Source organism: Cupriavidus sp. NPDC089707 (assembly GCF_044748965.1).
GTDB lineage: Bacteria > Pseudomonadota > Gammaproteobacteria > Burkholderiales > Burkholderiaceae > Cupriavidus.
On sequence record NZ_JBIVHB010000001.1, the window covers coordinates 466,700 to 492,482 of the forward strand.

The 25,783-nt window shown below is 68.2% G+C and carries 20 protein-coding genes; 11 read left to right on the top strand and 9 right to left on the bottom strand.

The window, feature by feature from the left end:
* The coding region (locus ACIP1U_RS02230) for a methyl-accepting chemotaxis protein (RefSeq protein WP_400311173.1) at positions 1–492 on the top strand (492 nt) is incomplete at its 5' end.
* Between the two features lie 163 nt (positions 493–655).
* Entirely contained in the window at positions 656–6,661 is a 6,006-nt protein-coding gene (locus tag ACIP1U_RS02235; protein WP_400311176.1) for an Hpt domain-containing protein, read from the top strand.
* Between the two features lie 240 nt (positions 6,662–6,901).
* On the opposite strand, the gene ACIP1U_RS02240 is transcribed toward ACIP1U_RS02235, so the two are convergent.
* From ACIP1U_RS02240 to ACIP1U_RS02260, 5 genes are all read right to left on the bottom strand, one after another.
* Positions 6,902–7,735 (bottom strand): hypothetical protein, encoded by an 834-nt coding sequence (locus ACIP1U_RS02240; protein ID WP_400311178.1) that lies wholly within the window; start codon positions 7,733–7,735, stop codon positions 6,902–6,904.
* Between the two features lie 248 nt (positions 7,736–7,983).
* Complete coding sequence (locus ACIP1U_RS02245; protein ID WP_400311181.1) at positions 7,984–9,291, bottom strand: MFS transporter; 1,308 nt, start codon at positions 9,289–9,291, stop codon at positions 7,984–7,986.
* 72 nt (positions 9,292–9,363) lie between these two features.
* Positions 9,364–10,122 carry an SDR family oxidoreductase gene (locus ACIP1U_RS02250; protein ID WP_400311183.1) on the bottom strand — a complete coding sequence of 253 codons (759 nt, stop codon included), beginning with the start codon at positions 10,120–10,122 and terminating at the stop codon, positions 9,364–9,366.
* A 252-nt stretch (positions 10,123–10,374) separates the two neighbouring features.
* Positions 10,375–10,617, bottom strand: a complete 243-nt coding sequence (locus ACIP1U_RS02255; RefSeq protein WP_400311185.1) for a hypothetical protein — start codon at positions 10,615–10,617, stop codon at positions 10,375–10,377.
* Positions 10,610–12,046 carry an aldehyde dehydrogenase family protein gene (locus tag ACIP1U_RS02260; RefSeq protein WP_400311188.1) on the bottom strand — a complete coding sequence of 479 codons (1,437 nt, stop codon included), beginning with the start codon at positions 12,044–12,046 and terminating at the stop codon, positions 10,610–10,612. The genes ACIP1U_RS02255 and ACIP1U_RS02260 overlap by 8 nt, the downstream gene beginning before the upstream one ends.
* Positions 12,047–12,238: 192 nt before the next feature.
* On the opposite strand from ACIP1U_RS02260, the gene ppa reads away from it, so the two are divergent.
* Both ppa and ACIP1U_RS02270 read left to right on the top strand, forming a co-directional pair.
* On the top strand, positions 12,239–12,766 hold the full coding sequence (ppa, locus tag ACIP1U_RS02265; RefSeq protein WP_029045751.1) for an inorganic diphosphatase: 528 nt from the start codon (positions 12,239–12,241) through the stop codon (positions 12,764–12,766).
* A 129-nt stretch (positions 12,767–12,895) separates the two neighbouring features.
* Positions 12,896–13,480, top strand: coding sequence for a cytochrome b (locus tag ACIP1U_RS02270; RefSeq protein ID WP_400311191.1), 585 nt, complete (start codon positions 12,896–12,898; stop codon positions 13,478–13,480).
* A gap of 13 nt (positions 13,481–13,493) precedes the next feature.
* On the opposite strand, the gene ACIP1U_RS02275 is transcribed toward ACIP1U_RS02270, so the two are convergent.
* On the bottom strand, positions 13,494–14,735 hold the full coding sequence (locus ACIP1U_RS02275; protein ID WP_400311193.1) for a GNAT family N-acetyltransferase: 1,242 nt from the start codon (positions 14,733–14,735) through the stop codon (positions 13,494–13,496).
* A gap of 204 nt (positions 14,736–14,939) precedes the next feature.
* Here ACIP1U_RS02275 and ACIP1U_RS02280 point away from each other — a divergent pair, with 204 nt between their 5' ends.
* Positions 14,940–16,988 (top strand): NAD(+) synthase, encoded by a 2,049-nt coding sequence (locus ACIP1U_RS02280; protein ID WP_400311196.1) that lies wholly within the window; start codon positions 14,940–14,942, stop codon positions 16,986–16,988.
* A 368-nt stretch (positions 16,989–17,356) separates the two neighbouring features.
* A complete protein-coding gene (gene glnK, locus ACIP1U_RS02285) occupies positions 17,357–17,695 on the top strand; it encodes a P-II family nitrogen regulator (protein ID WP_006162803.1) in 339 nt (112 codons plus the stop codon).
* 80 nt (positions 17,696–17,775) lie between these two features.
* On the opposite strand, the gene ACIP1U_RS02290 is transcribed toward glnK, so the two are convergent.
* The 3 genes from ACIP1U_RS02290 to trxB form a co-directional block, all read right to left on the bottom strand.
* On the bottom strand, positions 17,776–18,417 hold the full coding sequence (locus ACIP1U_RS02290; protein ID WP_400311201.1) for a trimeric intracellular cation channel family protein: 642 nt from the start codon (positions 18,415–18,417) through the stop codon (positions 17,776–17,778).
* Positions 18,418–18,443: 26 nt separating this feature from the next.
* Positions 18,444–19,118: a Smr/MutS family protein gene (locus ACIP1U_RS02295; RefSeq protein WP_400311203.1), complete on the bottom strand. Its 675-nt coding sequence runs from the start codon at positions 19,116–19,118 to the stop codon at positions 18,444–18,446.
* Between the two features lie 113 nt (positions 19,119–19,231).
* Positions 19,232–20,197: a thioredoxin-disulfide reductase gene (gene trxB / locus ACIP1U_RS02300; RefSeq protein ID WP_400311206.1), complete on the bottom strand. Its 966-nt coding sequence runs from the start codon at positions 20,195–20,197 to the stop codon at positions 19,232–19,234.
* 231 nt (positions 20,198–20,428) lie between these two features.
* On the opposite strand from trxB, the gene ACIP1U_RS02305 reads away from it, so the two are divergent.
* From ACIP1U_RS02305 to ACIP1U_RS02325, 5 genes are all read left to right on the top strand, one after another.
* Positions 20,429–22,756 carry a DNA translocase FtsK gene (locus ACIP1U_RS02305; RefSeq protein ID WP_400311209.1) on the top strand — a complete coding sequence of 776 codons (2,328 nt, stop codon included), beginning with the start codon at positions 20,429–20,431 and terminating at the stop codon, positions 22,754–22,756.
* Positions 22,757–22,932: 176 nt separating this feature from the next.
* Positions 22,933–23,577, top strand: coding sequence for an outer membrane lipoprotein chaperone LolA (gene lolA / locus ACIP1U_RS02310; protein WP_400311749.1), 645 nt, complete (start codon positions 22,933–22,935; stop codon positions 23,575–23,577).
* Between the two features lie 8 nt (positions 23,578–23,585).
* Positions 23,586–24,023, top strand: coding sequence for a hypothetical protein (locus tag ACIP1U_RS02315; protein ID WP_400311211.1), 438 nt, complete (start codon positions 23,586–23,588; stop codon positions 24,021–24,023).
* A gap of 151 nt (positions 24,024–24,174) precedes the next feature.
* Entirely contained in the window at positions 24,175–24,513 is a 339-nt protein-coding gene (locus ACIP1U_RS02320) for a hypothetical protein (RefSeq protein WP_400311214.1), read from the top strand.
* A gap of 197 nt (positions 24,514–24,710) precedes the next feature.
* Complete coding sequence (locus tag ACIP1U_RS02325) at positions 24,711–25,748, top strand: Fe(3+) ABC transporter substrate-binding protein (RefSeq protein WP_400311217.1); 1,038 nt, start codon at positions 24,711–24,713, stop codon at positions 25,746–25,748.
* The last annotated feature ends 35 nt before the right edge of the window (positions 25,749–25,783 follow it).

A 25,783-nucleotide genomic window follows, 5' to 3' on the forward strand; every position in this document is an offset into this window, starting at 1 on the left:
GACATTACCGAGCAGACCAACGTCCTGGCACTGAACGCCGCCATTCAGGCCGCATCGGCCGGCGAAGCCGGGCGCGGCTTCTCGGTGGTGGCCGAAGAGGTGCAGCGGCTGGCCGAGCGCTCCGGCGAGGCTACCAAGCAGATCGGCGCGCTGATCCGCACCATCCAGACCGATACCCAGGACGCCGTGCACGCCATGGAGCGCAGCACGCAGGGCGTGGTCGAGGGCGCACGCCTGTCCGACAACGCCGGCGCGGCGCTGGTGGAGATCGGCCGCGTGTCGCGCCAGCTTGCGGAGCTGATCGAGCAGATCTCGCAGTCCACCTCGCACGAGGCCGAACTCGCCACCACCGTGGCGCGCCATATCGAACGCATCCTGCAGGTCACTGAACAGACCACCAGCGGCACGCGCCAGACCGCGCAATCCGTGCGCCAGCTGACGCTGCTGTCCGAGGAGCTGCGCAACTCGGTGTCGCGCTTCAAGATCGCCTGAGTGGCCGGATGACGCCTGCGACCGCTTCCGCGCAGCGCGGCAACTGCCGCCACGGCTGCCACCGCCAACGTTACGCCTGCCAACAAGCCAACCCAGCGCCTGCCTGCCGCCGCGGCGGGCTGCCGCCCGCGGCCGCCCTGGCGGCGCCGCACTGGAAGCCGTCATGTCCATGAATTTCCCAATCTCGTGCGACGCGGCCGATGCCAACGCATCGCTGCGGGCGCCCGCCATGCCCGAACCGGAAGCGGCGCCGCTGCCCGCATCTGCCACCACTGCCGTGCCGGCCGACGCCGGCGGCGCGGCGCGCGACCTGTCCGGGCTGGCGTGGCTCGCGCCGAGCCTGCGCGGCGCGCTTGAAGACGCGGCCGCGGAGTTGGGCCACTACGTTGAAGAGATCCGCCAGGCGCCCGAGGCGCTGGGCGCGCGCGATACCACCTCGCTGCGGCTCGCCGGCCAGCACCTGCACCAGGCCGCCGGCGCGGTGCATATCGTCGGACTGCGCGGCACCGACCCGTACTGCCAGGCGCTGCGCCGCCTGCTCGAGGCCATCGATGCCGGCCAGCTCGCCGCCGATGCGCAGGCGCTGGCGGTGTTCCGCGCCGGCGTGCAGGCACTGGCCGAATATGTCGACGACCTGATGGCCGGCGACGACGAGGCCCCGCTGCGGCTGTTCCAGCCCTACGCCGGCGTGCTCGCGCACCTGCGCGAGGAGCGCGTGCATCCGGCCGACCTGTGGCTCGACGAATTGCAGATGTTGCCCGGCATGCTGCTGCCGGCGCGCAGCCCCGCCGCCATCACGCGCGCGCGCCAGCAGTTCGAGGCCACCCTGCTGAAGGCCATGCGCCTGCCCGCTGCGTGCCAGGACGCGGCCCTGCTGCGCGAGGCCTGGCTGCCGCTGCATGCGGCGCTGGACGAAGTGCGCGCCAACGAGCAGGAGCCGCGCCGCGCTGCCGACCATCCGGATCGTGACGTCTGGCATGTGCTGGGGCTGGTGTTCCGCGCGCTCGCACATGGACTGCTGCCGTCCGACCTGCTGGCCAAGCGCTTTGCCGGCCGCGCCAACCTGCTGCTGCGCCAGTACCAGCAAGGACATGTGCGCGTGCCGCAGGCGCTGCTGAACGATGCCGTGTTCCTGCTGGTGTGCACGGGGCTGGCGAAAACGGCTGCCAGCGACGCGGTTCAGGCCGATGGCGCCGCTGCTGTGCGCAGCGACATCGCCCGTACGCTGGCTGCCTTCCGTCTCGACGCCGCGCATGCGGCGGCCGATGCCGACTTCCGGCTGCGCTACTACGGCTGGCTCGACCCGATCGATACGCGCAACCTGCAGCAGGCCGCCGCCGGGCTGGAGCGGGCCGCGGCCGGTGACCAGGCTGGCTGGGAAACCGCGCTGGCGGCGCTTGCCGAAGCCGCACAGCCGCTGGGACAGCCGTCGCTGCAGCGCTGCCTGTCGCAGGCGGCGATGGCGACGATGGCGGCTGCGGGCCCCGACTGGGAGCGCAGCCGTGCCGGAGCGCTGGGCGCCACCGGCATCGCACTGTTCCTGGCGCGTGCGCTGGCCTTGCCGTGGCGCGTGCACGGACAATCCGCCCATCCCGCCGCGGCGCGCTTTGCCGCGCAGTGCGAGGCACTGGCCGACTGCCTGCACCAGTCGCTCTCGGATCCCGGCGTGGGCGCGCCGGCGTGGCTGGCCAGCATGGTCGACGATGCGCGTGCGCAGGCGCTGCGCGGCGAGGCCGTGGCGCAGCTGCGCGCGCAGCTCGACAGCGGCGAATCGTGGCTGGACAGCTATGATCGCAACGCCGCGCGTGCCGATGGCGCCGGCCACTTGCGCGATGCGCGCCAGGCGTTCGCGGCGCTGGGCGATACGCTGGAGCGGCTGCGAGCGTCGTCGGCGCTGCCGGCCGTGCTGGCCGGAGACGCTGCCGGAGCCACGGCTGCGGTGCAGGCCGTCAATGAGCGGCTGGCCGCGGTTGGCGATGCCCTGCATGCTTCCGATGCCGCCACGCGCACCGAACTGCTTGGCGCCGTGGCGGCAGAGCTGGGCACCGTCCATGCGTTTGCCGATGCGCTGGAATTTGGCCGCGCCCGCCGGCATGACATGCCCGCCGAAGCCGCAGCCGTTGAGGATGCGCGCCCTGTGCAGCATCCGCTGGCTGCCGCCCGCGACGCCGCGGCCGATGCGCTCCAGGCCGGCCCCATGCCCGACGCGCCCCAGGTGCAGCGCCTGCGTGCCGCGCTGCAGGCGCTGGCGGACCAGGCCACGATCGACGACAACGCGCCGTTGCGGCGCCGCGCCGCCGATGCCACCACGCAATGCAATGCCTGGCTGGCCGGCAGCGATGATGCCGCCGGTCGCCTGATGCTGGCGCTGGCCGATGCCGCGGGCGAGCCAGAACCCGCGCCTTTGCCTGTTTCTGCTTCTGCGGCTTCTGCTCGCACCGCGCCGGCCCTGCCCGCTGCCGGCGACAGCGCGGCGGTCGATGCCGAACTGCTCGACATCTTCCTGAATGAAGCCGACGAGGTGCTGGGCGGCATTGCCGGCGACCTCAACACAGGCGTCGAGGCCTTGCGCGATACCGATACGCTCAGCCGCGTGCGGCGCGCTTTCCATACGCTCAAGGGCTCAAGCCGCATGGTCGGGCTGCATCGCTACGGCGAAGCCGCATGGGCGGTGGAGCAGGTGATGAACCTGTGGATCGCCGAGGCGCGCGCGCCGGTGCCCGCGCTGTTGTTGCTGCTGCGCCGTGCGCACGCCGAGTTGTCGGCGTGGGTGGCGCAGCTGCATCGCGACGCGGGTGCTGCGCATGATATCGCTCCGCTGGTGGCAACCGCCGAGGCGGTGCGTGACGGCGTCCAGGCGAACGCCGACTTGGCTGTGCCAGCCGAGCCCTCGATCCCGAAGCAGGATCCACAAGCGGCGTCCGCGGGCGACAGCCAGCCGGGCGCTTCGGCACCACAAGACACGCACATCGACGAAGACAACGTCATCCCGTTCCGCCTGGCCGGCGGCCTGTCCAGCGACGAGGACAACTACAAGGTCATCGGCCCGGTCCGCATCGGCCTGGCGCTTTACAACGTCTACCTGCAGGAGGCCGACGACCTGCTGCGCCAGTTCGCCACCGATATCTCCGAATGGCGTCACGAGGGGCATCCGTGCCCGAGCGAGCTGGCGCTGCGCGTGGCGCACACGCTGCAGGGCAGCGCCTCGACCGTGGGCCTGGAGCCGGTGCGCGAGATTGCCGAAGCGCTGGAAGGGCTGCTGCTGCAACTGGGCTCGCACCCGGTGGCGATGCATCCGGGCGACTTCCGCCTGCTGGAGCAGGCGGTGGAGCGGCTGCGCGGCATGCTGCACCAGTTTGCGGCGGGCGTCTGGCCGCAGGCCGATGCCGGACTGCGCCGCGGCCTGGTGGAATTCGGCGAACGCGCGTTGCTGCGCCCGCGCGTGGCCGTGCCGGCGCCGCCCGCGCCGGTGGATGGGATGGCGCAGCTTCATGGCGAGCCGCTGCACGAGGACAACGAAGCGGACAACGAAGCGCCGTTGGCGCCTGCGCCCGCCGAGCCCATCGAGCCCGCACGGCCTGCGCAGCATGATGCCGTCGTGATTGCGCTGCCGACTTCGCACCGGCCGCCGGTCGCGCCGGAGGCGGACGGCGCTGTGGCCGATTCCACGCCTGACTCCGCGCTGGTCCAGATCTTCCTCGAGGAAGCCCAGGGCACGCTGCCCGAACTCGGCAAGCTGGTGCGCACCTGGGAAGCGGCGCCCGCGGACACGCGCCACGGCGGACTGGTGTTGCGCGCGCTGCATACGCTCAAGGGCAGTGCGCGCATGGCAGGGGCGATGGCACTGGGCCAGGCCGCGCACGAGATGGAGACGCTGCTCGATGCCAGCCTGCGCGCGCAGGCCGGGCAGGGAGCTGGTCCGCAGCTGTTCGGGCGCCTCTACGCCTGGTACGACCGTATCCTCGCGCACGCCGAAGCGCTGCAGGCCGGACGCCTGCTGCCCGTCGACGACCCTGACGTGGTCAACGGCCTGGGGGGGTCGCCGCAGGACGAGGCGGAACGTACTGCCGAAGCGCAGCCTGAAGCGGCTCCGGATCCTGCTGCCGAGGCCGCCGCTGCGGTTTCCATGCTGCCGGTCATGCCCGGGCCCGCGGACGTGATGGTGCCGATGCCGCCCATCCCACCCAACGCGGCCAACGCGCTCACGCCGGCCGCCGAGCCGCAGCGTGCGCTGGTGCGCGTACAGGCGCGCGCGCTCGACACCCTGATCAACGAGGCCGGCGAAGTCGGCGCGACGCGCGCGCGGCTTGACAGCGAACTCGACGCGATGCGCACCTACCTGGGCGAACTCAACGACAACGTCGCCCGCCTGCGCGGCCAGTTGCGCGAGATCGAGATCCAGGCCGAATCGCAGATGGCGTCGCGCATCGCCGACGCACAGCACAACCAGGAATTCGACCCGCTCGAGTTCGACCGCTTCACCCGCTTCCAGGAACTGACGCGGATGATGGCCGAATCGGTCAACGACGTGGCCACCGTCGAGCAGAACCTGCAGCGCGGCTTTGACCGCGCCGCCGGCGACCTGGCCGCACAAGCGCGCCTGACGCGCGGGCTGCAGCGCAGCCTGATGCAGGCGCGCATGGTGCAGTTCGACGCGCTGGCCGAGCGCCTGTACCGCGTTGCGCGCCAGGCCGCCGCCGAGACCGGCAAGGAAGTGCGGCTGCTGATCAAGGGCGGCACGGTGGAGATCGACCGCTCCGTGCTGGACCGCATGGCCGGTCCGATCGAACACCTGATCCGCAATGCGGTGGTGCACGGGATCGAGCCCGCGCTGCAACGCCGCGCCGCCGGCAAGCCCGCCACGGGCGCGCTGACGCTGGAGGTGCAGCAGGAAGGCAATGAAGTGGTGCTGCACTTCGTTGACGACGGCAACGGGTTGGACCTGGCGCGCATCCGCGCGCGCGCGGTCGAGCGCCGCCTGCTCGCGCCGGACGACGACGCCGGCGAGGCGCGCCTGACCGAGATGATCTTCACCCCCGGCTTCTCCACGGCCGACGCGGTCTCCGAGCTGGCCGGGCGCGGCGTCGGCATGGACGTGGTGCGCGCCGAGACCGTGGCGCTGGGCGGCCGCATCACGCTGGCATCGAAGGCCGGGCAGGGCACCACCTTTACCGTGCATCTGCCGCTGACCACGGCCATCACGCAAGTGCTGGTGTTCTCGCTGGGCGCGCGGCGCTATGCGGTGCCCAGCGGCATGATCGACCAGGTGCAGCAGTTGCGCGCGCCGGCGCTGGTGGAGGCCTACAACCAGGGACGCTTCGCGGTGGCAGGCGCCGAGCTGCCGTTCTTCTATTTCGGCGCGCTGCTGGAAGAGGGCAACGCGGTGGCGGCTGGCCGCAAGTACTCGCCGGTGGTGCTGGTGCGCAGCGGCTCCGAACGTGTCGCCGTGCACGTGGACGAGGTGGTCGGCAACCGCGAAGTGGTGGTCAAGCACATCGGGCCGCACCTGGCGCGGCTGGAAGGCATTGCCGGCGCGACCACGCTCGGCGACGGCGAAATCGTGCTGATCTACAACCCGGTGGTGCTGGCGCAGCGCCTGGCGCGCGAGCGCGGCCAATCCGCGCCGCAGCTGATGGTCCCTGCGCAGTCCGCGCCGGAGTGGGTGCAGCCAGTGGCCGAGCCGCTGGGTGCCGTCGCCGAGCTGGTCGGCGACGGCAGCGCCGCGCCGGTGCGTGGCCTCGCGCTGCAGCCCACGGTGATGGTGGTCGACGATTCGCTGACCGTGCGCAAGGCGACCCAGCGCCTGCTCGGCCGCGCCGGCTACCAGGTGGTGCTGGCGCGCGACGGCGTGGATGCGCTCAAGCAGCTGCAGGACGTGATGCCGGATGCCATGCTGGTGGATATCGAGATGCCGAACATGGACGGCTTCGACCTGACCCGCAACGTGCGTTCCGACTCGCGCACGGCGCATATGCCGCTGGTGATGATCACGTCGCGCACGGCGGACAAGCATCGCCGCTACGCGGAGGAGATCGGCGTCAACATCTACCTCGGCAAGCCGTATAACGAGGACCACCTGCTCGCCACGCTGCAGCGCCTGCTGGGCGAGCGCGCGGCGGGGACGGCGGCATCGGTGGCGCAGATGCTGGGTGAAGGGCCCCAGGTCTGACGGTTTGCTCCCCTCGCCCGCTTGCGGGAGAGGGGGCGGGGGAGAGGGGAGGCACTCGCATACCGAAGCGCTACACTTCGTGGGCGCTCCGGCCCTCTCCCCAACCCTCTCCCGCAAGCGGGAGAGGGAGACCACCAGCAACCGCTCGACCGCCTGCAGATAAGAAAAGCGCGGCATCGCGAGACGCCGCGCCCTTCCTCTCCTCCGGCAACGCCGCGCTGCGGCGCTCCCATCCTCAACCTACCAGCGCATCTGGTTATTGCGCCCCCCGGTGCTCACCGTGGCCGTCTTGGTCCGGCCCTGGTAAGTCGCCCGCACGTTGTACGTGCCGCTCGGCGCCTTCAGCAGGCAGCGCGGCCCGTCGGCGACAAAGCTCGCCACTTCCCTGTTGCCGCGCATCAGCTTGACGTCGACATCCGACAGGTACTCGCCGCGCGCGCCCTGCGTAAAGAGCAGGCTCATGTTGTAGTGGCGTGCCTGCTGTTGCAGCGCGACCTGTTCGTCCTCGGCAACGCCGCCGCAGATGTAGGTCACCGGCCCCGCGGTACGCTGCACCATCGCGTCACGTGGCGGCGGGGGCGGCGGCGTGGTCAGCGGCGGGCGTGGCTGGGCCGCGGTCGGCGGCGGAGCGGGCACGGCGGGTGAGGCGCCGCCCGGTGCCGGGGCAGGTGACGCCGTTGGCGGCGGCGCTGCAGTACCCGCTGCCGGTGCAGCGGGTGCAGTCGGTGCCGGTTGGGCAACTGGCGGCGGCATGGTGGTGGGCGGCTGCGTTGCGGGCGCGGTCACGCCCGGCGTTGGTGCGATGGCGCCGGCCGGAGCCGGGGCGGTCGCTGCCGGAGCAGTCGTTGCCGGAGCTGTTGTTGCAGGAGCTGGCGCAGGCGTCGCGGGCGCCGGTGTCGGCGTGGCTTCGACCACGGGTGCCTGGGCATGGCTGGCAGCCGGCACAAGGGCCAGCAGCGCGACCACGCCGGCGCTGAGCGCGATCACAAGGCGCTTGACGCGAGTGCGGCGTGCGAGCCGCGCTTCGACGCGCTTCAGTGACTGGGTCGGGGCAAACGGGGGCAGGTGCGGCATCGTGGCCTCCTTGGCGTACTTCAGGATTCACATGCCCGGAGGACCCCGTGTGGATCATTCCGGGTGTCTTCCTTTCCATGCTAGGGCGCAAGCCGGGACCGCACTGCCGGGTTTGGTCCTACATCGGCGTCAGCGAACGGCGCGTTGTCGCCGGACGAGCGCCGGGCCAGGTACTTTCGCAAGTCCCATGAAAAAACGGCGCTTTCCTTGCCGGAAAGCGCCGTTGCAGGCCATCGCGAAGCGCCTGCCTATCTGCGGCCCGCCAGCCGGGCCGGGACCGACAGCGTCAGCGCCGCGCCCACCGCCAGGCACGCGGCCAACAGGTACATGCCGGAGTCCGTGCTCCTGGTCAGGTCCTTGAGCCAGCCCACCGCATACGGGCTGAGAAAGCCGGCGAGGTTGCCCAGCGAGTTGATCAGCGCAATGCCAGCTGCCGCGCCGGTGCCGGCCAGGAACGACGTGGGCAGGCTCCAGAACAGCGGCAACGTGGTCAGGATGCCGATGGTGGCCAGCGTCAGCGCGAACATGGCCAGCGTGGTATCGGTGGCCCAATGCACCGACAGCAGCAGGCCGAACGAACCGAGCAGCGCCGGGATCGCGATATGCCAGCGCCGTTCGCCGCTGCGGTCGGCGCTGTACGCCACCAGCACCATGCCGATCACCGCGCAGCCATAAGGGATCGCGGTCAGCAGGCCGATGTCGAGCGCGCCCTTCACGCCGGTCTGCTTGATGATGGTCGGCAGCCAGAAGCTGACGCCGTACAGGCCCATGACGAAGCAGAAGTAGATCGCGCTCATCAGCCAGACGCGCGGGCTGAACAGCACGGTGCGGATCGGCGGGTCTTCCTTGTGCGCGTCTTCGGCGGCGATATTGCGCTCGAGCAGCGCCTTCTCCTCGGCCGTGAGCCACTTGGCGTGCGCAATGCGGTCATCCAGGTAGGCCAGCACCCAAAGGCCCACCAGGATCGAGGGCACCCCTTCCAGCAGGAACATCCACTGCCAGCCCGCCCAGCCGTTGTGGCCGTCGAACGACTGCATGATCCACCCCGACAGCGGCCCGCCGATCACGCCCGACAGCGCGATCGCGGTCATGAAGAAGGTGGTGGTGCGCCCGCGCCGGTTGGCCGGGTACCAGTAGGTCAGGTACAGGATGATGCCGGGGAAGAAGCCGGCCTCGGCAATGCCCAGCAGGAAGCGCAGCACGTAGAACATGGTCGGCGTGGTGACGAACATCATCGCCGCCGAGATCGCGCCCCAGGTGATCATGATGCGCGCGATCCAGATGCGCGCGCCCACTTTGTGCAGGATCACGTTGCTGGGCACTTCAAACAGGAAGTAGCCGATGAAGAAGATGCCGGCGCCCAACCCGTAGACGGTCTCGCTGAACTGCAGGTCGTTGAGCATCTGCAGCTTGGCGAAGCCGACGTTGACGCGGTCCAGGTAGGCGACCACGTAGCACAGCAGCAGGAAGGGCACCAGGCGCCAGCTCACCTTGCGGTAGGTGGCGTCTTCAAAGGCGGCGTGGTCGACGCCGGGGGTCACTGCGGTCGTTGTCATGCAGTCTCCTGAGGATGGTTGCGTTCTTGCGACGCGGTACGGCGGTGTTACGACAAGGGAATTTCCGCGGGCTCAGACACAGCGCCCGCCGTCGACTTCGATGCAGGTGCCGGTGATGAAGGCGGCTTCGTCGGAAGCCAGGTACAGGCAGGCATTGGCCACGTCCTGCGGCGTCGACATGCGACCCATCGGGATGGTGGCGAGGAACTTCGCGCGGTTCTCGGGCGTGTCGGGCATGCCCATGAATGCTTCGAGCAGCGCGGTGGCGCCGATCACGGGGTTGACGCAGTTGACGCGGATATTGTCCTTGCCCAGTTCGGCCGCCATCGCCTTGCTGGCGGTGATGACCGCGCCCTTGCTGCCGTTGTACCAGACCAGTCCGGGACGCGGGCGGATGCCGGCGGTGGAGGCGACATTGACGAACACGCCGCCGCCGCGCTGTCGGAAGTGCGGGACAAAGGCGCGCGCCGACCAGTAGATGCTCTTGACGTTGACCGCGTAGACGCGGTCGAACTCTTCCTCGGTGATGTCGAGGATGGGCTTGTTGCGATGCGTGGTGCCGGCGTTGTTGACGACGACATGAACGTCGCCAAAGGCGGCCAGCGCGGCCTCGCGCATGGCCTCGGTGTCGTCGCTGCGCGAGACGTCGGCGCGCGCCGCGCGCGCCTGGCCGCCGGCCTCGCGGATCGCCGCGGCCACGCGCTCGGCGGCGTCTTCGCGCAGGTCGGCCACCAGCACGCTGGCGCCCTCGCGCGCGAAGGTGTGGGCAATGCCTTCGCCGAAGCCGGAACCGCCGCCGGTGACGATCGCAACCTTGTTGGCCAGTCTCATCGCTTGTCTCCTTGTGTTGTTGTGTTCAAGTGATCGCTAAAGATTTTTAGTGCTCGCTTGTTTGCTCCCCTCTCCCGCTTGCGGGAGAGGGGCCGGGGGAGAGGGCAGGCGCTGGCATACCGACGCGCTTTACTTCGTGGATGCTCCGGCCCTCTCCCCCACCCCTCTCCCACTTCGCGGGAGAGGGGAGCGTCCACGACGGGTGGCAGATCTACTCAGGCCTCGTCAGTCAGCCTGCGCCGGAGGCCTTCGTCAATGCGAGAACGGCCCCTGCCCGCGCAACGCATTCGCGACCATCATCACCGCCAGCAGGAAGGGCAGCGCCACATACAGGCACCAGTGCACGCGGTCGCCCACCACATCGCCCCACTTGCGCTTAAAGACCTGCAGCCGCGGCATGCCGGAGGGATTGGTGGCGCGCTTGTTCCGCACATGCCACGCCATCCAGAAAAAGAAAATGGCAAAAGCGACGGAAAGAAAATTAATGTTACCCATGTTGGATGGCGATGGTTTTCAGTGTGGTGAATCCGTACAGGGCCTCGAAGCCCTTTTCGCGGCCGTAGCCGGACTGGCCGGAGCCGCCGAAGGGCAGCTCCACGCCGCCGCCGGCTCCGTAGTTGTTGATAAAGACCTGGCCCGCGCGCAGCTTGTGCGCCAGGCGCAGCTGGCGTCCGCCGTCGCGGGTCCAGACGCCGGCGACCAGGCCGTAGGGCGTGCCGTTGGCCAGCGCAACGGCTTCGGCCTCGGTATCGAAGGGCATGGCCGCCAGCAGCGGGCCGAACACCTCTTCCTGCGCCAGCCGGTGCGCGGGGGGGACATCGCGGAACAGCATCGGCACCTGGTAGTAACCGGCCTCCGGCGCCTCGGCCACGATCTGGCCCTGCGCCATCACCGCCACGCCGGCGTGCTGGGCGTCGGAGACGAAGTCCCATACGCGCTGCTGCTGCTTGCGGCTGATCAGCGGGCCGCATTCCAGGTCGAGTTCGGACGGGCCCACGCGCAGTGACTCGAACACCGATGCCAGCCGGTCGAGCAACGCGTTGTAGACCGGCCGTTCCACCAGCAGGCGGCTGCCGGCCGAGCAGGTCTGGCCGGCGTTCTGCACGATGCCGTTGACCACCACCGGCACCAGCGCATCGATGTCGGCATCGGCAAACACGATCTGCGGTGATTTGCCGCCCAGTTCCAGCGTGACCGGCACATGGTTCTCGGCGGCCAGTTGCGACACCAGCTTGCCTGTCTGCGGCGAGCCGGTGAACGAGATGTGGTTGATGCCGGGATGGCGCGCCAGCGCGGCGCCGGCCTCGTGGCCGTAGCCCGTGATGATATTGAGCGCGCCTTCGGGCAGGCCGGCCTCGGCGGCGATCTCGGCCACGCGCAGCAGCGACAGGCAGGCGTCCTCGGCCGGCTTGACCACGCAGGCATTGCCGGCAGCCAGCGCCGCGCCCACGCTGCGGCCGAAGATCTGTAGCGGGTAGTTCCACGGGATGATGTGGCCGGTCACGCCGTGCGGCTCGCGCACCGTCAGCACGGTGTAGCCGGGGTTGTAGGGGATGGTCTGGCCGTGCAGCTTGTCGACCGCGCCGGCGTAGAACTCGAAGTAGCGCGCCACGGCGCGTGCGTCGGCGCGGGCCTGGCGCAGCGGCTTGCCGGTATCGCGCGCTTCCAGCGCGGCCAGCTCTTCTTCGTGGGCAATCAGCGCCACGGCAACGCGGTTGAGCAGGCGCACGCGCTCGGCCGGGGCCATCTGGCCCCAGGCGCCGTCGGCGGCCTGGCGGGCAGCGTGGACCGCGACGTTGATGTCGGTGGCGTTGCCGCGGGCGATCTCGGCGAAAGGCTCGCCGCTGGACGGGTCGAACACCTTGATGCGCAGGCCGTTGTCCGGCGCGATCAGGCGGTTGGCGACAAAGTGCTGGGCATGCATGGGTGGCTCCGGGGCAGCACGAAGGCTGGGGCTATTCAGTGTCGGCTGAAGAATGCGCCATTATCGCGCACGCCGGCGTCGCTGCAACGCGTTGCAGCGGGTCGGGAGCGATGGCTTGTCAGCAACCGGTCAGGCGCGAGCCGCTATAATGCCCGCCATCCGACAACACAGCGCAGGCATTTGGAGAACCGCATGAGCTTCAACCTCGTCACCCCGGGCAAGGACATCCCCAACGACTTCAACGTCATCATCGAGATCTCGGCCCAGAGCGATCCGGTGAAGTACGAAGCCGACAAGGAAACCGGCCTGCTGTTCGTGGACCGCTTTATCGGCACCGGCATGCGCTATCCGGCCAACTACGGCTACATCCCGCAGACGCTGTCGGGCGACGGCGACCCGGTGGACGTGCTGGTGCTGTCCCCGTTCCCGATCCTGGCCGGCGCCGTGGTGCGCTGCCGTGCACTCGGCATGCTGAAGATGACCGACGAGTCGGGCGTGGACGCCAAGCTGGTCGCCGTGCCGGTGGACAAGCTGTCGCCTGCCACCGCCTACATGAAGGGCCTGTCGGACGTGCCGCAGAACCTGCTGGACCAGATCAAGCACTTCTTTGAGCACTACAAGGCACTGGAAGCCGGCAAGTGGGTCAAGGTCGAAGGCTGGGCCGGCATCGAGGAAGCCCACAAGGAAATCACCGACGGCGTGGCCAACTACAAGAAGTAAGCTGAACCGTCGCTGAAGAAACCCCGCCGCGGCGGGGTTTTTTGTTGCGCGCCGCTTGATGGCGGCCAGGACCTGTCCGTGCCGCTTGCGCTACGCTGGGCCCATGTCGAACAAGATGGAGAACCCCACATGAACCGGACCACACAGGGCGTCGAGCCGATGCAGGGCCTGCCGGAAGTGTTGTCGCCATCGCGCCGCTATGACCGGCTCGCGGTGTGCTTCCATTGGGCGGTGTTCGTGCTGGTGGCGCTCGCGTATGCGGCCATCGAACTGAAGGGCAGCTTCGACAAGGGCACGCCGGCGCGCGTGCTGGCCATGGATATCCATGAATGGGCCGGGGCGCTGGTGCTGGGGCTGGCGCTGCCGCGGCTGCTGTGGCGGCTGGTGCGCGGCGCACCGGCGCCAGAGCCCGGCCCGCGCTGGATGCATCTGGCGGGCGAAGCCATGCACTGGGTGCTGTACCTGTTTATTCTGGCGCAGCCGCTGCTGGGATTGCTGGCGATGAATGCCGGCGGGCACCTGCTGGCGCTGCCGTCGCTGGGGCTCGAAGTGCCCGCGCTGGTGGCGGCGGACCCCGCGCTGAAGGACACGGTCAAGGCCATCCACGAAACGCTGGGGACCGCGTTCTACCTGGTCATCGGCCTGCATGCGATGGCTTCTCTGTTCCACCACTACATGCTGGGCGACAACACGCTGCGGCGCATGTGGCGCTGAGCGCCACGGCGGTTCAGGAACGGGTGAAGGGATTGCGTTCGCCCAGTTCGTCGAGGTAAGCGTCGATGCCGTGGCGCTCGCGCGCGAGGAAACGCTCCACGGCATCGGCAAAGTCGGGATGCGCCAGCCAGTGCGCCGAGCGCGTGGCCACCGGCAGGAAGCCCCGCGCCATCTTGTGCTCGCCCTGCGCGCCGCCTTCGAAGGTGCGGATGCCGCGGGTGATGCAGAACTCCAGCGGTTGGTAATACGCGGTCTCGAAGTGCAGGCAGGGGTGGTATTCGAGCGCGCCCCAGTAGCGGCCGTACAGCGTGCTGACCTGCGGCGCCTCGTCGTAGACCAGCAGCGACGAAGCGATCGGCTGGCCCGCGCGCTCGGCCACCACCAGCAGCAGGTGCTGCGGCATCGCCGCGCCGATGCGCCGGAAGAAATCCAGGTTCAGGTAGGGCGTGGAATGGTGCTCGCTATAGGTCTGGCGATAGCAGCGGTTGAAGAAGCGCCATGCCTTTTCATCGATCTCGTGGCCGCGCAAGTGGCGGAAGCTGATGCCGGCCTGCGCCACCTGGCGCCGCTCGGCGCGGATGTTCTTGCGCTTCTTCTGCGACAGCGTGGCAAGGAAGTCGTCGAAATCGACGTACGGTTTGCTGCCGCCTTCGCCGCCATTGGTCCAGTGGAACTGCACGCCGTGCCGCATCAGCATGCCGGCCTGCTGCATCAGCGCGGCTTCGGCCTCGTCGGGAAAGAGGATATGCAGCGACGACATGCCGCTTTCCGCCGCAAGGGCCAGCGCCACTTTCACCAGCAGCCGGCGCGCTTGCGCGTTTTCGGCGACCAGCCGTGCGCCGCGCACCGGCGTGAACGGGATCGCCGACAGCCATTTGGGGTAGTAGTCGATGCCATGCCGGGCATAGGCATCGGCCCAGGCCCAGTCGAACACGTACTCGCCATACGAATGCGCTTTGGCATAGAGCGGCATCGCCGCGGCCAGCCGGTCGCCCGCCCACAACGTCAGGATGCGCGGATGCCAGCCGGTCTCGGCGCATGCGCTGCCGCTGGCATGCAAGGCATGCAGGAAGGCGTGGCGCAAGAAGGGCGTCGGTTCGGGCTGGCGCGCCAGCAGCGCGTCCCAGACGGCCGGGTCGATCTCGGCCAGGTCGGAGACGATGCGCGTCTGGTAGTCCGGAGTGTCCGCCTGGCTGGCTTTCTGGTCGTCTGCGCGGCTGCCTGTGGCCGCCGTGTCGCCGGAATCCGACTGCATGGGCTGTAGCTGAAGGGATGGGAACGGGAGCGCCGCGCGCGGGCGCATGGTGGCCTGAGTCTACCGGAAACGGCGTGGAGGCGTTGCGGCGCGGCACCGGCGGCGCGGCACCGGGCAGCGACGTAGAATGGCGCATATGCGTCACCTCCCCCAGGTTCAGGCGCGGATGATCCGCCCCATGCCTGCGATACCCCAGGGCCCGATATGAAGACTCCATTTTTCAACCTCTATTCCCACGGCTTCGCCCGCGTGGCGGTCGGCGTGCCGGTCTGCCGCGTGGCCGACCCCGCTTTCAATGCGCGCGAGACGCTGGTGCTGGCCACGCAGGCCGCGCAGCGCGGCGCGGTATTGGCCGCATTCCCTGAGCTGGGCCTGTCGGCCTATACCTGCGACGACCTGTTCCACCAGCGCACCCTGCTCGATGCGTGCGAGGCCGCGCTCGGCACCATCGTCGAAGCTTCGCGCAAGCTGCCGCTGGCGCTGGTGGTGGGCATGCCGCTGCGCGTGCAGCACCAGTTGTTCAACTGCGCGGTGGTGGTGGCCGCTGGCCGTGTGCAAGGTGTAGTGCCCAAGTCGTTCCTGCCCAATTACTGGGAATTCTATGAAGGGCGCCAGTTCAGTGCGGCCGACTGCGCCACGGCCGACAGCGTGCGGCTGCTGGGCCAGGACGTGCCGTTCGGCGCCGGGCTGCTGTTCGATATCGAGGGCCTGCCCTTCTTCCGTTTCCACGCCGAGATCTGCGAAGACGTGTGGGTGCCGGTGCCGCCGTCGTCGTTCGCCGCGATGGCCGGCGCGACCGTGCTGGTGAACCTATCGGCATCGAACATCGTGATCGGCAAATCGGGCTACCGGCACCAGCTGGTGTCGCAGCAGTCGGCGCGCTGCCTGGCGGCGTACCTGTACACCTCGGCCGGCAAGGGCGAGTCGTCGACCGACCTGGCCTGGGACGGGCAGGCGCTGATCTACGAGAACGGCGAAATGCTGGCCGAATCCGAGCGTTTCTCCGACGACTCGCATCTGCTGTTCGCCGATGTCGATGTCGAACGCCTGTCGCGCGAGCGCATGCACCAGGTCACTTTCGGCCATTCGGTGCGCCGGCACAAGGCCGAGGTGGAAGCGTTCCGCGTGGTCACCTTCGCGCTCGACCTGCCGCGCGACAAGTCGCTGCCGCTGGCACGCAACGTGGCGCGCTTCCCGTACGTGCCGGCCGATCCGCGCCAGCGCGACGAGCGCTGCATGGAGGTCTACAACATCCAGGTGCAGGCACTGGTGCAGCGGCTGTCGGCCAGCAAGATCAGCAAGGTGGTGATCGGTGTGTCCGGCGGGCTCGACTCCACGCATGCGCTGCTGGTCTGCGCCAAGGCGATGGACCGCCTGGGGCTGCCGCGCGCCAATATCCTGGCTTACACCATGCCCGGCTTCGCCACCAGCGACCGCACGCTGGACCAGGCGCGCAAGCTGATGCAGGTGGTGGGCTGCAGCGCCACCGAGATCGATATCCGGCCCAGCTGCCTGGCGATGCTGAAGGACCTGGGGCACCCGTACGCCGCCGGCGAGAAGGTCTATGACGTGACCTTCGAAAACGTGCAGGCTGGCGAGCGTACCAACCACCTGTTCCGGCTGGCGAACTTCCAGGGAGCCATCGTCATCGGCACCGGCGACCTGAGCGAGCTGGCGCTGGGCTGGTGCACCTATGGCGTGGGCGATCACATGTCGCACTACAACGTCAACGCCAGCGTGCCCAAGACGCTGATCTCGCACCTGGTGCGCTGGGTTGCCGAGACGGGTCAGATCGGCGAGGGCGGGGCGGACGTGCTGCTGGCGGTGCTGGACACCGACATCAGTCCCGAGCTGGTGCCCGGCGACAGCAACCATGGCCCCGAGCAGAAGACCGAAAGCGCCATCGGGCCGTACGAGCTGCAGGATTTCAATCTCTATTACACGCTGCGCTTCGGCTTCACGCCGTCCAAGATCGCCTTCCTGGCCCAGCACGCCTGGGGCGACCGCGAGCGCGGGGTGTGGCCGTACGGGCCGGAGGTGGCGCGCAACCAGTACGGGCTGCCGGAAATCAAGCGCAACCTCGCGATCTTCCTCGACCGCTTCTTCCGGACCAGCCAGTTCAAGCGTTCCTGCATCCCGAACGCGCCCAAGGTCGGGTCGGGCGGTTCGCTGTCGCCGCGCGGCGACTGGCGCGCGCCGAGCGATTCGGAATCGGCGGTGTGGCTGGCGGACCTGGAGAAGGTGCCGGATTGATGGCCTGGCCGCGCGGACCGGCTTTGGCGATCCCAACCTCTGGCGCGCCTGCTTGCGCCGGATCGATGTGACGCCTCAGGACTATCGGCCCCGCGTCCTCAACGCGGCGTGATGATGTGCAAAGGGTTTGCACAGGCTCCGCACAGGATTTCCCGGTGGCTGTCCACAGGGTTGTCCACAGGCGCAAACGGCATCCAAACGGCGTCGCGCCGCCCCGCGATGCGTGCTGTCCAACGTTCCGGCCGCGCCGGGCGCGGGATTGCGGGGAATGCATGGCGCCAATGGCTGTTAAAATGCCAGCCGGAGAGCGCCGCGTCCGCGGCGGTGCGCCGCCAGGCGCGTGAACAAACGATAACCAGGGGCCAGTCATGAAGCAGATTACCGCCATCATCAAACCGTTCAAGCTCGACGAGGTGCGGGAAGCCCTTGCTGACGTTGGCGTGACCGGGCTGACGGTGACCGAGGTGAAGGGATTTGGCCGCCAGAAAGGGCATACCGAGCTCTACCGCGGCGCCGAATACGTCGTCGATTTCCTCCCCAAGATCAAGATCGAGGTGGTGGTGGCCGAGAACCAGCTGGACACCGTGCTTGACGCCATCGTCAAGGCCGCGCATACCGGCAAGATCGGCGACGGCAAGATCTTCGTGACCGAGATCGAACGCGTGATCCGCATTCGCACCGGCGAGCAGGACGAAGCCGCGGTCTGAACCGCCGGCTGCAAATGCAAGAACGCCGCCCAACCGGGCGGCGTTTTTCGTCTTGGGATTTGTCCTGCGTGGATGCTGGTTCAGCTCGGCAGTTTCCAGCCGTAGCGCACCGACACCAGCCGCATCGCGATGATCGCCAGCGCGCCGGTCATCAGCGCCGCCTCCTGCTGCACCTCGAGCCAGGTCAGGCCGACGTAGATCCAGCAGCCGACAAAGGAGCAGGTGGCGTAGGGCGAGCGGTCGCGCAGGATCATCGGTACTTCGTTGCACAGCACGTCGCGCACCACGCCGCCGAACACCGACGAGATGATGCCCATCATCACCGCCACGGTCGGCGTCATCTGCGCTACCAGCGCCAGCGAGGCGCCGGTGACCGAGAACAGTCCCAACCCGATTGCGTCGGCAACGATCATGGCCCGGTCCGACGCCACGCGGCTGACCACGCGCAGCACGAACGACGCGCCGAACGACATCGCGAAGATCAGCAGCACATAGCCTTCATGGTCGACCCAGTAGAACGGGCGCCGGTCCAGCAGCACGTCGCGCAGCGTGCCGCCGCCAAAGGCCGTGGCGAATGCCACCACGAAGGTGCCCACCACGTCGAGCCGCTGCTTGCGCGCGTCGACCACGCCCGACACCGCGAAGGCGAGCACGCCGATGACCTCCATGATATGGAGGATCAGGGGCAGCCGCCCCATCAGCAATTCGAGCGGGAGATGCATCCGGGGCGCTGGTCAGGCCCGGCGCATCAGGGCTTCGGCTGGCGCAGCAGCACCATCAGCGCGCCGGCGCCGCCTTCGGCCTCGCGCGCCTGCACGAAGGCGAGCACTTCCTCCTTCTGCACCAGCCAGCTGCGCACCTTGCCCTTGAGCACCGGCAGCTTGTCAGGCGAGCCCAGGCCCTTGCCGTGGATCACGCGCACGCAGCGCACCCCGTTGCGCACGGAGCGGCGCAGGAACTCGGCCAGCGCCTCGCGGGCCTCGTCGCTGCGCAGCCCGTGCAGGTCGACCTTGTCCTGTGGCACCCATTCGCCGCGGCGCAGCTTGCGGATCACGTCCATGCCGATGCCGGGCCGGCGGAACGACAGGGTCTCGTCGGTCTCCAGCAGGCTTTCGACGTCGAACTCATCGGACAGCGAGGCTTGCAGCACGGCCTGATCGTTGCGCTGCGATTGCACCGGTACGGGCGCGGGCTTGCTGGCCGGGTGGTGGGCGCGGTTGCGGTCGCGCAGCTGGCTGACCTGGCCCACGCTGGCGCGAAACACCTCGGCCTCTTCGCGGGCACGCTGCGCCGCCTGCTCGGCGGCCAGGCGCTCGGCTTCGCGCCGCTCGGCATCGGCCTTGAGGTTGTCGCGCAGGCGGGACAGGTCGTTCAGGCCGAAGCGCTGGGTCGGTCGGTCGGGTTTGCGGGCGCCGTGCGTCATGAAAAGTCTCCGGGTGCTCGCCGGGATTATATCGACTGGGGCAGGGCAGCCGGGGGAGGCTGAGGGGAGGGGGATGAACCGGCCGCGGCGGGCCGGTCCAGGAGGGCTTGCGCTTACTTCAGGGCTTCGACAAAACGCTGTGCATCCAGCGCGGCCATGCAGCCGGTGCCGGCGCTGGTGATCGCCTGGCGGTAGACGTGGTCCTGCACATCGCCGGCGGCGAACACGCCCGGCACGCTGGTGGCGGTGGCGTCGCCCTGCAGGCCCGACTTGGTCACGAGGTAGCCGTTCTTCATCTCCAGCTGGCCGGCGAACAGGTCGGTATTGGGCTTGTGGCCGATGGCGATGAACACGCCCGCCAGCTTCAGCTCTTCGGTCTGGCTGGTCCTGGCGTTGCGGATGCGGATGCCGGTCACGCCGGAATCGTCGCCCAGCACTTCGTCCAGTACGTTGTCGTAGCGGATTTCAATGCGGCCTTCCTTTTCGCGCTGGAGCAGGCGGTCGACCAGGATCGGCTCGGCGCGGAAACTGTCGCGGCGGTGGATCACAGTGACCTTGCTGGCGATGTGCGACAGGTACAGCGCTTCTTCCACGGCGGTGTTGCCGCCGCCGACCACGGCGACTTCCTGGTTCTTGTAGAAGAAGCCGTCGCAGGTGGCGCAGGCCGACACGCCGCGGCCCATGAAGGACTCTTCCGACGGCAGGCCCAGGTATTGGGCCGAGGCGCCGGTGGCGATGACGAGGGCGTCGCAGGTGTATTCGCCGGCGTCGCCGATCATTGTGAAGGGGCGGGCCGGCTTGCCGTTTTGGTCCACCAGTTTGGCGGTGTGGATGTGATCGAAGATGATTTCGGTCTTGAACTCTTCGGCATGCGCCAGCAGGCGCTGCATCAGTTCGGGACCCTGGACGCCCTTGGCATCGCCCGGCCAGTTCTCGACGTCCGTGGTGGTCATCAGCTGTCCGCCCTGGGCCAGGCCGGTGATCAGCACCGGCTGCAGGTTGGCGCGGGCCGCGTAGACCGCGGCGGTATAGCCGGCGGGACCAGAACCGAGAATCAGCACTTTTGCGTGTTTTGCCATGATGCGTTCCTGTGGCCGGTGCGGCATGATGCCCACCGGCATTGCTCGAAAGCGACATTATAAGAGGAGCCGCATTTGCCCACTGTTGCAAATTCCAATGGGTGCGATAGCTGTCGCCCACGTTAAAATGGCCGCCACGATGCCCGTCAGTCACCTGGTTAGTCAGCGCTGACTTAGTCCGATGGCGGCGCCAAACGCATCCGGAATCACCTTAAAGAGTCCTATCCAGGCATGGCCCGAGCTACCACGACCACCCGCACCGATCCGTCAGCCTTGCCATCCCGCATCGGCAAACTGCTGGGCGAGGTGCGCTGGTTCCTGCTGCTGGCCGTCACGCTGGGCTTCCTGTGCGTGCTGGCCAGCTACAGCAAGACCGACCCCGGCTGGTCGCATGCGAACCAGGTCGCCGATATCCATAACCTGGGCGGCCGTGTCGGCGCCTGGATTGCCGACGTGCTGTTCTTTATCTTCGGCTTCTCGGCCTACTGGTGGGCGGTGCTGCTGGTGCGGCGCTGCTGGCGCGGCTGGCGCACGCTGACGGCCGAGTTGCCCGAGCGCGAGGACCATCGCCAGGGCGTGGCGGTGAGCTGGATCGGCTTCGTCCTGACGCTGCTGTCCAGCATGGGGCTGGAGGCGATCCGGATGTACCCGCTGCGCGCCGCGCTGCCGCGCGCGCCGGGCGGGGTGCTGGGCGACACGCTGGGCGGCTGGATGCAGGTGGCGCTGGGCTTCACCGGGGCGACGCTGCTGCTGCTGATGCTGTTCGCGATCGGGCTGTCGCTGTTCTTCCACTTCTCGTGGCTGTCGGTGGCCGAGCATATCGGCGGTTTCGTCGAGACCATGTTCCTGGGCTTCAAGGCACGCCGCGAGAGCAAGCAGGACCGCATCATCGGCGAGGCCGCCAAGGTCGAGCGCAAGGAAACCGTCGAGGTGCAGCGCGTGCGCATCGAGGAGGCGCCGCCGGTTCAGATCGTGCGGCCGCAGGCGGTGCCCAAGCATGAACGCGTGGAACGCGAGAAGCAGCAGCCGCTGTTCGCCGACATCCAGGATTCGGACCTGCCGCCGCTGTCTCTGCTCGACCCGATCCCGCCGCACCAGGAAACGGTCAGCGCCGAGACGCTGGAATTCACCTCGCGCCTGATCGAGAAGAAGCTCAAGGACTTTGGCGTGGAGGTCAAGGTGGTGGCAGCCTACCCGGGGCCGGTCATCACGCGCTACGAGATCGAGCCGGCCACCGGCGTCAAGGGCAGCCAGGTGGTCAACCTGGCGCGCGACCTGGCGCGTTCGCTGTCGCTGGTGTCGATCCGCGTGGTCGAGACCATCCCCGGCAAGAATTACATGGGGCTGGAACTGCCCAACCCGAAGCGCCAGACCGTGCGGCTGTCGGAAATCCTGGGCTCGCAGATCTACAACGAGAGCGTTTCCAGCCTGACCATGGCGCTGGGCAAGGATATCGCCGGCAAGCCGATGGTGGCGGACCTGGCCAAGATGCCGCACTGCATGGTCGCGGGCACCACGGGCTCGGGCAAGTCGGTGGGCATCAACGCGATGATCCTGTCGCTGCTGTACAAGGCCAAGCCGGACAACGTGCGCCTGATCCTGATCGACCCCAAGATGCTCGAAATGAGTGTCTACGAGGGCATCCCGCACCTGCTGTGCCCGGTAGTGACCGACATGCGCCAGGCCGGTAACGCGCTGAACTGGGCGGTCGGCGAGATGGAGCGGCGCTACAAGCTGATGAGCAAGCTGGGCGTGCGCAACCTGGCGGGCTACAACAAGAAAATCGATGAGGCCGCGGCCAGGGAAGAGAAGATCCCGAACCCGTTCAGCCTGACCCCGGACGCGCCGGAGCCGCTGGACAAGCTGCCCACCATCGTCATCGTCATCGACGAGCTGGCCGACCTGATGATGGTGGTCGGCAAGAAGGTGGAAGAGTTGATTGCGCGCATCGCGCAGAAGGCGCGCGCCGCCGGCCTGCATCTGGTGCTGGCCACGCAGCGCCCTTCGGTGGACGTGATCACCGGCCTGATCAAGGCCAACGTGCCGACCCGCATCGCCTTCCAGGTCAGCAGCAAGATCGACTCGCGCACCATCCTCGACCAGCAGGGCGCGGAGACGCTACTGGGCATGGGCGACATGCTCTACCTGGCGCCGGGCACCGGCCTGCCGGTGCGGGTGCATGGCGCCTTTGTCTCGGACGATGAAGTCCACCGCGTGGTGGAAAAGCTGAAGGAAGGCGGGGAGGCCAACTACATCGAAGGCATCCTCGAAGGCGGCCTCACGGACGACGGCGGCGGCGATGGCCTTGGCGGCGGCGCAGGTATCGGCGGTGGCGGCGGCGAGGCTGATCCGCTGTATGACCAGGCCGTGGAAGTGGTGCTGAAGAACCGACGCGCGTCAATCTCGCTGGTGCAGCGCCACCTGCGCATCGGCTACAACCGCGCCGCGCGGCTGCTGGAAGATATGGAGAAGGCCGGGCTGGTGTCGGCCATGTCGGGCAATGGCAACCGCGACATCCTGGTGCAGGGCGGTGGCGCGGCTGCGCGGGATGATGATTGAGCGCAGCCGGGCAGCCCGGCTGGCCGCGGATTGCCCGGCGTAATATCCGGTTACCCGCGAAGCACGGGCGGCACGGAATCCTGTACCAGCTGCCGGCTCTAACAAGACACGTTGACCGTGCAGCGGACTGCCTGAGCAGGCGCCGCATCGTGGCAACGCATTCGATAACTACCAGGATCCAGATCATGCGCAACCGCATCCTCGTGTCGGCCTGCGCCGCGCTGGCGATGTTTGCCATCCAGGCGCCGGCCCATGCCGCGGCCACCGACCAGTTGCAGAGCTTCGTCACCGGTGTGAAGAGCGCGCGCGGCGAATTCACGCAGCGCCAGGTCAAGGGGCAGGGCGCCAACGTCAAGGTGACCGGCAACTCCAGCGGCACCTTTGTGTTTTCGCGCCCGGGCAAGTTCACCTGGCGCTATACCAAGCCCTACGAGCAACTTCTGCAGGCCGATGGCCAGACCCTGTACATCTACGACAAGGACCTGAACCAGGTCACCGAGCGCAAGCTCGACGCCTCGCTGGGCTCCAGTCCCGCGGCGATCCTGTTCGGCAGCAACGACCTGGAAAAGAACTTCGCCATCAAGAACGGCCCGACCCGCGATGGCGTGGAATGGCTGGAACTGACGCCCAAGGCCAAGGACACTCAGTTTGAGCGCATCGGCATTGGCTTCAAGGGCGGCAACCTTGAAGCGATGGAGTTGCGCGACGCCTTCGGCAATACCACTTTGCTGACCTTCGCGAACATACAGAAGAACCCGCCGCTGGCGGCCGATGCCTTCCGGTTCACGGTGCCCAAGGGCGCCGATGTGATGAAGCAATGAGGCCCGCCATGATCGCCAACTCAGCCATGGCCGCTCGCATCGTCGCTGTCCGCGGCCGTTCCGGCGCAGCGATCCTGGCCGGTGCCGGCGTGCTGGCGCTGGCGGCTTGCGCCAGCACCGGAGGCGGTGCCAGCAAGTTCGATGTCGATTCCTTCCTGCGCGCGCCGGACACGGCGTTGCCCGAAGTGCTCGGCAACGCGGCGTTCCTGAAATCCACGCGCGTGGCGGCATCGGAATGCGCGGTCATGCTGCAGTCCGCCAGCACCGGCGTGCTGGAAGACCTGCCGCCCAGCAGCAACGCGCGCGGCCCCGCCTGGCTGCTGTATCCCAGGGGCACGCCCGAGCAGGTCTGGCTCGTCGTCAGCGAGTCAGGCGGCGAACGGACGTGTCACGGCCCGTTGCCGGCCGACGCGATGAAGACGCTGGCCCAACGGGCCAAGGGCTGAACCCCATGCTCTTGCGGCGATCCTCAATGCCGGGCAAATGCTTCGCCTGGCAATCCGGCAAAAGCTTCAGATCCGTGAAAAGAAACTGAACGCTGCTGTCCGTCATGTGTCCCAGAATGCTCTTACTTGACATACCTGGCAGGAGAACTGAATGACTGCGAAGCGGATGACGTCACGTGCCCGGCTGCTTCCCTGGATTGCCGCGGTGGCTGCGGTGGCGGCCGGCTGCGCGACGCAGCCCAACGAGCCGGCACCAATGCCAGGACCGCAAGGCGCGCGGGGCACCCCGGCCGGCTGTGCCGCCGACAAGGTTGCCGACGACGCGCTGGTGGGCAAGAGCGAGGCCGAAGCCGCCGGCTTGCTGCAAGGCTGCGCGTGGCGGCTTGGCGAACGCGACGGGCAGCAGTTTCCGGGCACGATGGACTACAACCCTCAGCGTCGGACGCTCGGCATCAAGGCTGGCAAGGTCGCGTGGGTGCGGCGCGGCTGAGGCGATGTGCAAGCCACTTCGCATGGGTTCGGGCGCGCAATGATTGATCTCTCAACGGCGACCAACATGACAAAAATGTAATTTGACCGCCTGAACAAGAATCAATATTGTTTCTGGCTGTCCGGAATCCAATAACCGGGCAGTCCCGGGTGTCCCGGATGCTGGCGACTGCCCACCCATGCTGGGGAGCCATCCGCGTGAAGACCACTATCCGAACCTTGCTGCCGCGTGTCGCGGCGCTGGCCCTGCTGACGCTGCCGCTCGCGGTCGCGGCGCAGGAAAAGGTGCTGAACCTCTATACCGCACGGCACTACCAGACGGACGAGGCGCTGTACGCCAACTTCACCAAGCAGACCGGCATCAAGATCAACCGCATCGAAGGCCAGGAAGATCCGCTGCTGGAGCGCATCCGCAACGAAGGCGCCAACAGCCCGGCGGACGTCTTTATCACCGTCGATATCGGCCGGCTGTGGCGGGCCCAGCAGGCCGGCGTGTTCGCGCCGGTCAAGTCCAGGGTGCTGGAATCGCGCATCCCCGCCAACTATCGCGACCCGAGCGGGGAGTGGTTTGGCTTCTCGGCGCGCGGCCGCGTGATCGCGTACAACAAGACCGCGGTCAAGGCCGGCGACATCGCCACCTACGAAGACCTGGCAGATCCCAAGTGGAAGGGCAAGGTGTGCACGCGTTCCAGCGGGCACGTCTACAACCTGTCGCTGGTGTCCAGCCTGATCGCGCACGACGGCGAGGCGCGCACCGAGCAGTGGGCGCGCGGCGTGGCCGCCAACCTGGCGCGCGTGCCCAAGGGCGGCGATACCGACCAGCTCAAGGCCGTGGCCGCGGGCGAGTGCGACGTGGCGATCTCCAACACCTACTACATCGCGCGCCTGCTGAAATCGACCAAGCCGGAAGACAAGGCCGTGGCCGACAAGCTTGGCGTGGTGTGGCCCAACCAGAAAAGCCAGGGCGTGCACATGAACATCTCCGGCGGCGGCATGCTGAAGCACGCGCCGAACAAGGAGGCGGCGGTCAAGTTCCTGGAGTACCTGGCCAGCGACGAAGCGCAACGCTACTTTGCCGACGGCAACAACGAATGGCCGGTGGTGCAGGGCGTGAAGGTCAGCAATCCGGCGCTCGATTCACTGGGCGAGTTCAAGGCCGACAGCATCAACGTGGCCGAACTGGGCAAGTATCAGCCGCAGGCGCAGAAGCTGCTGGATCGCGCGGGCTTCAAGTAAGCCGCAGGTCAGGCCGGCCGTCCCTGCACGAGGGT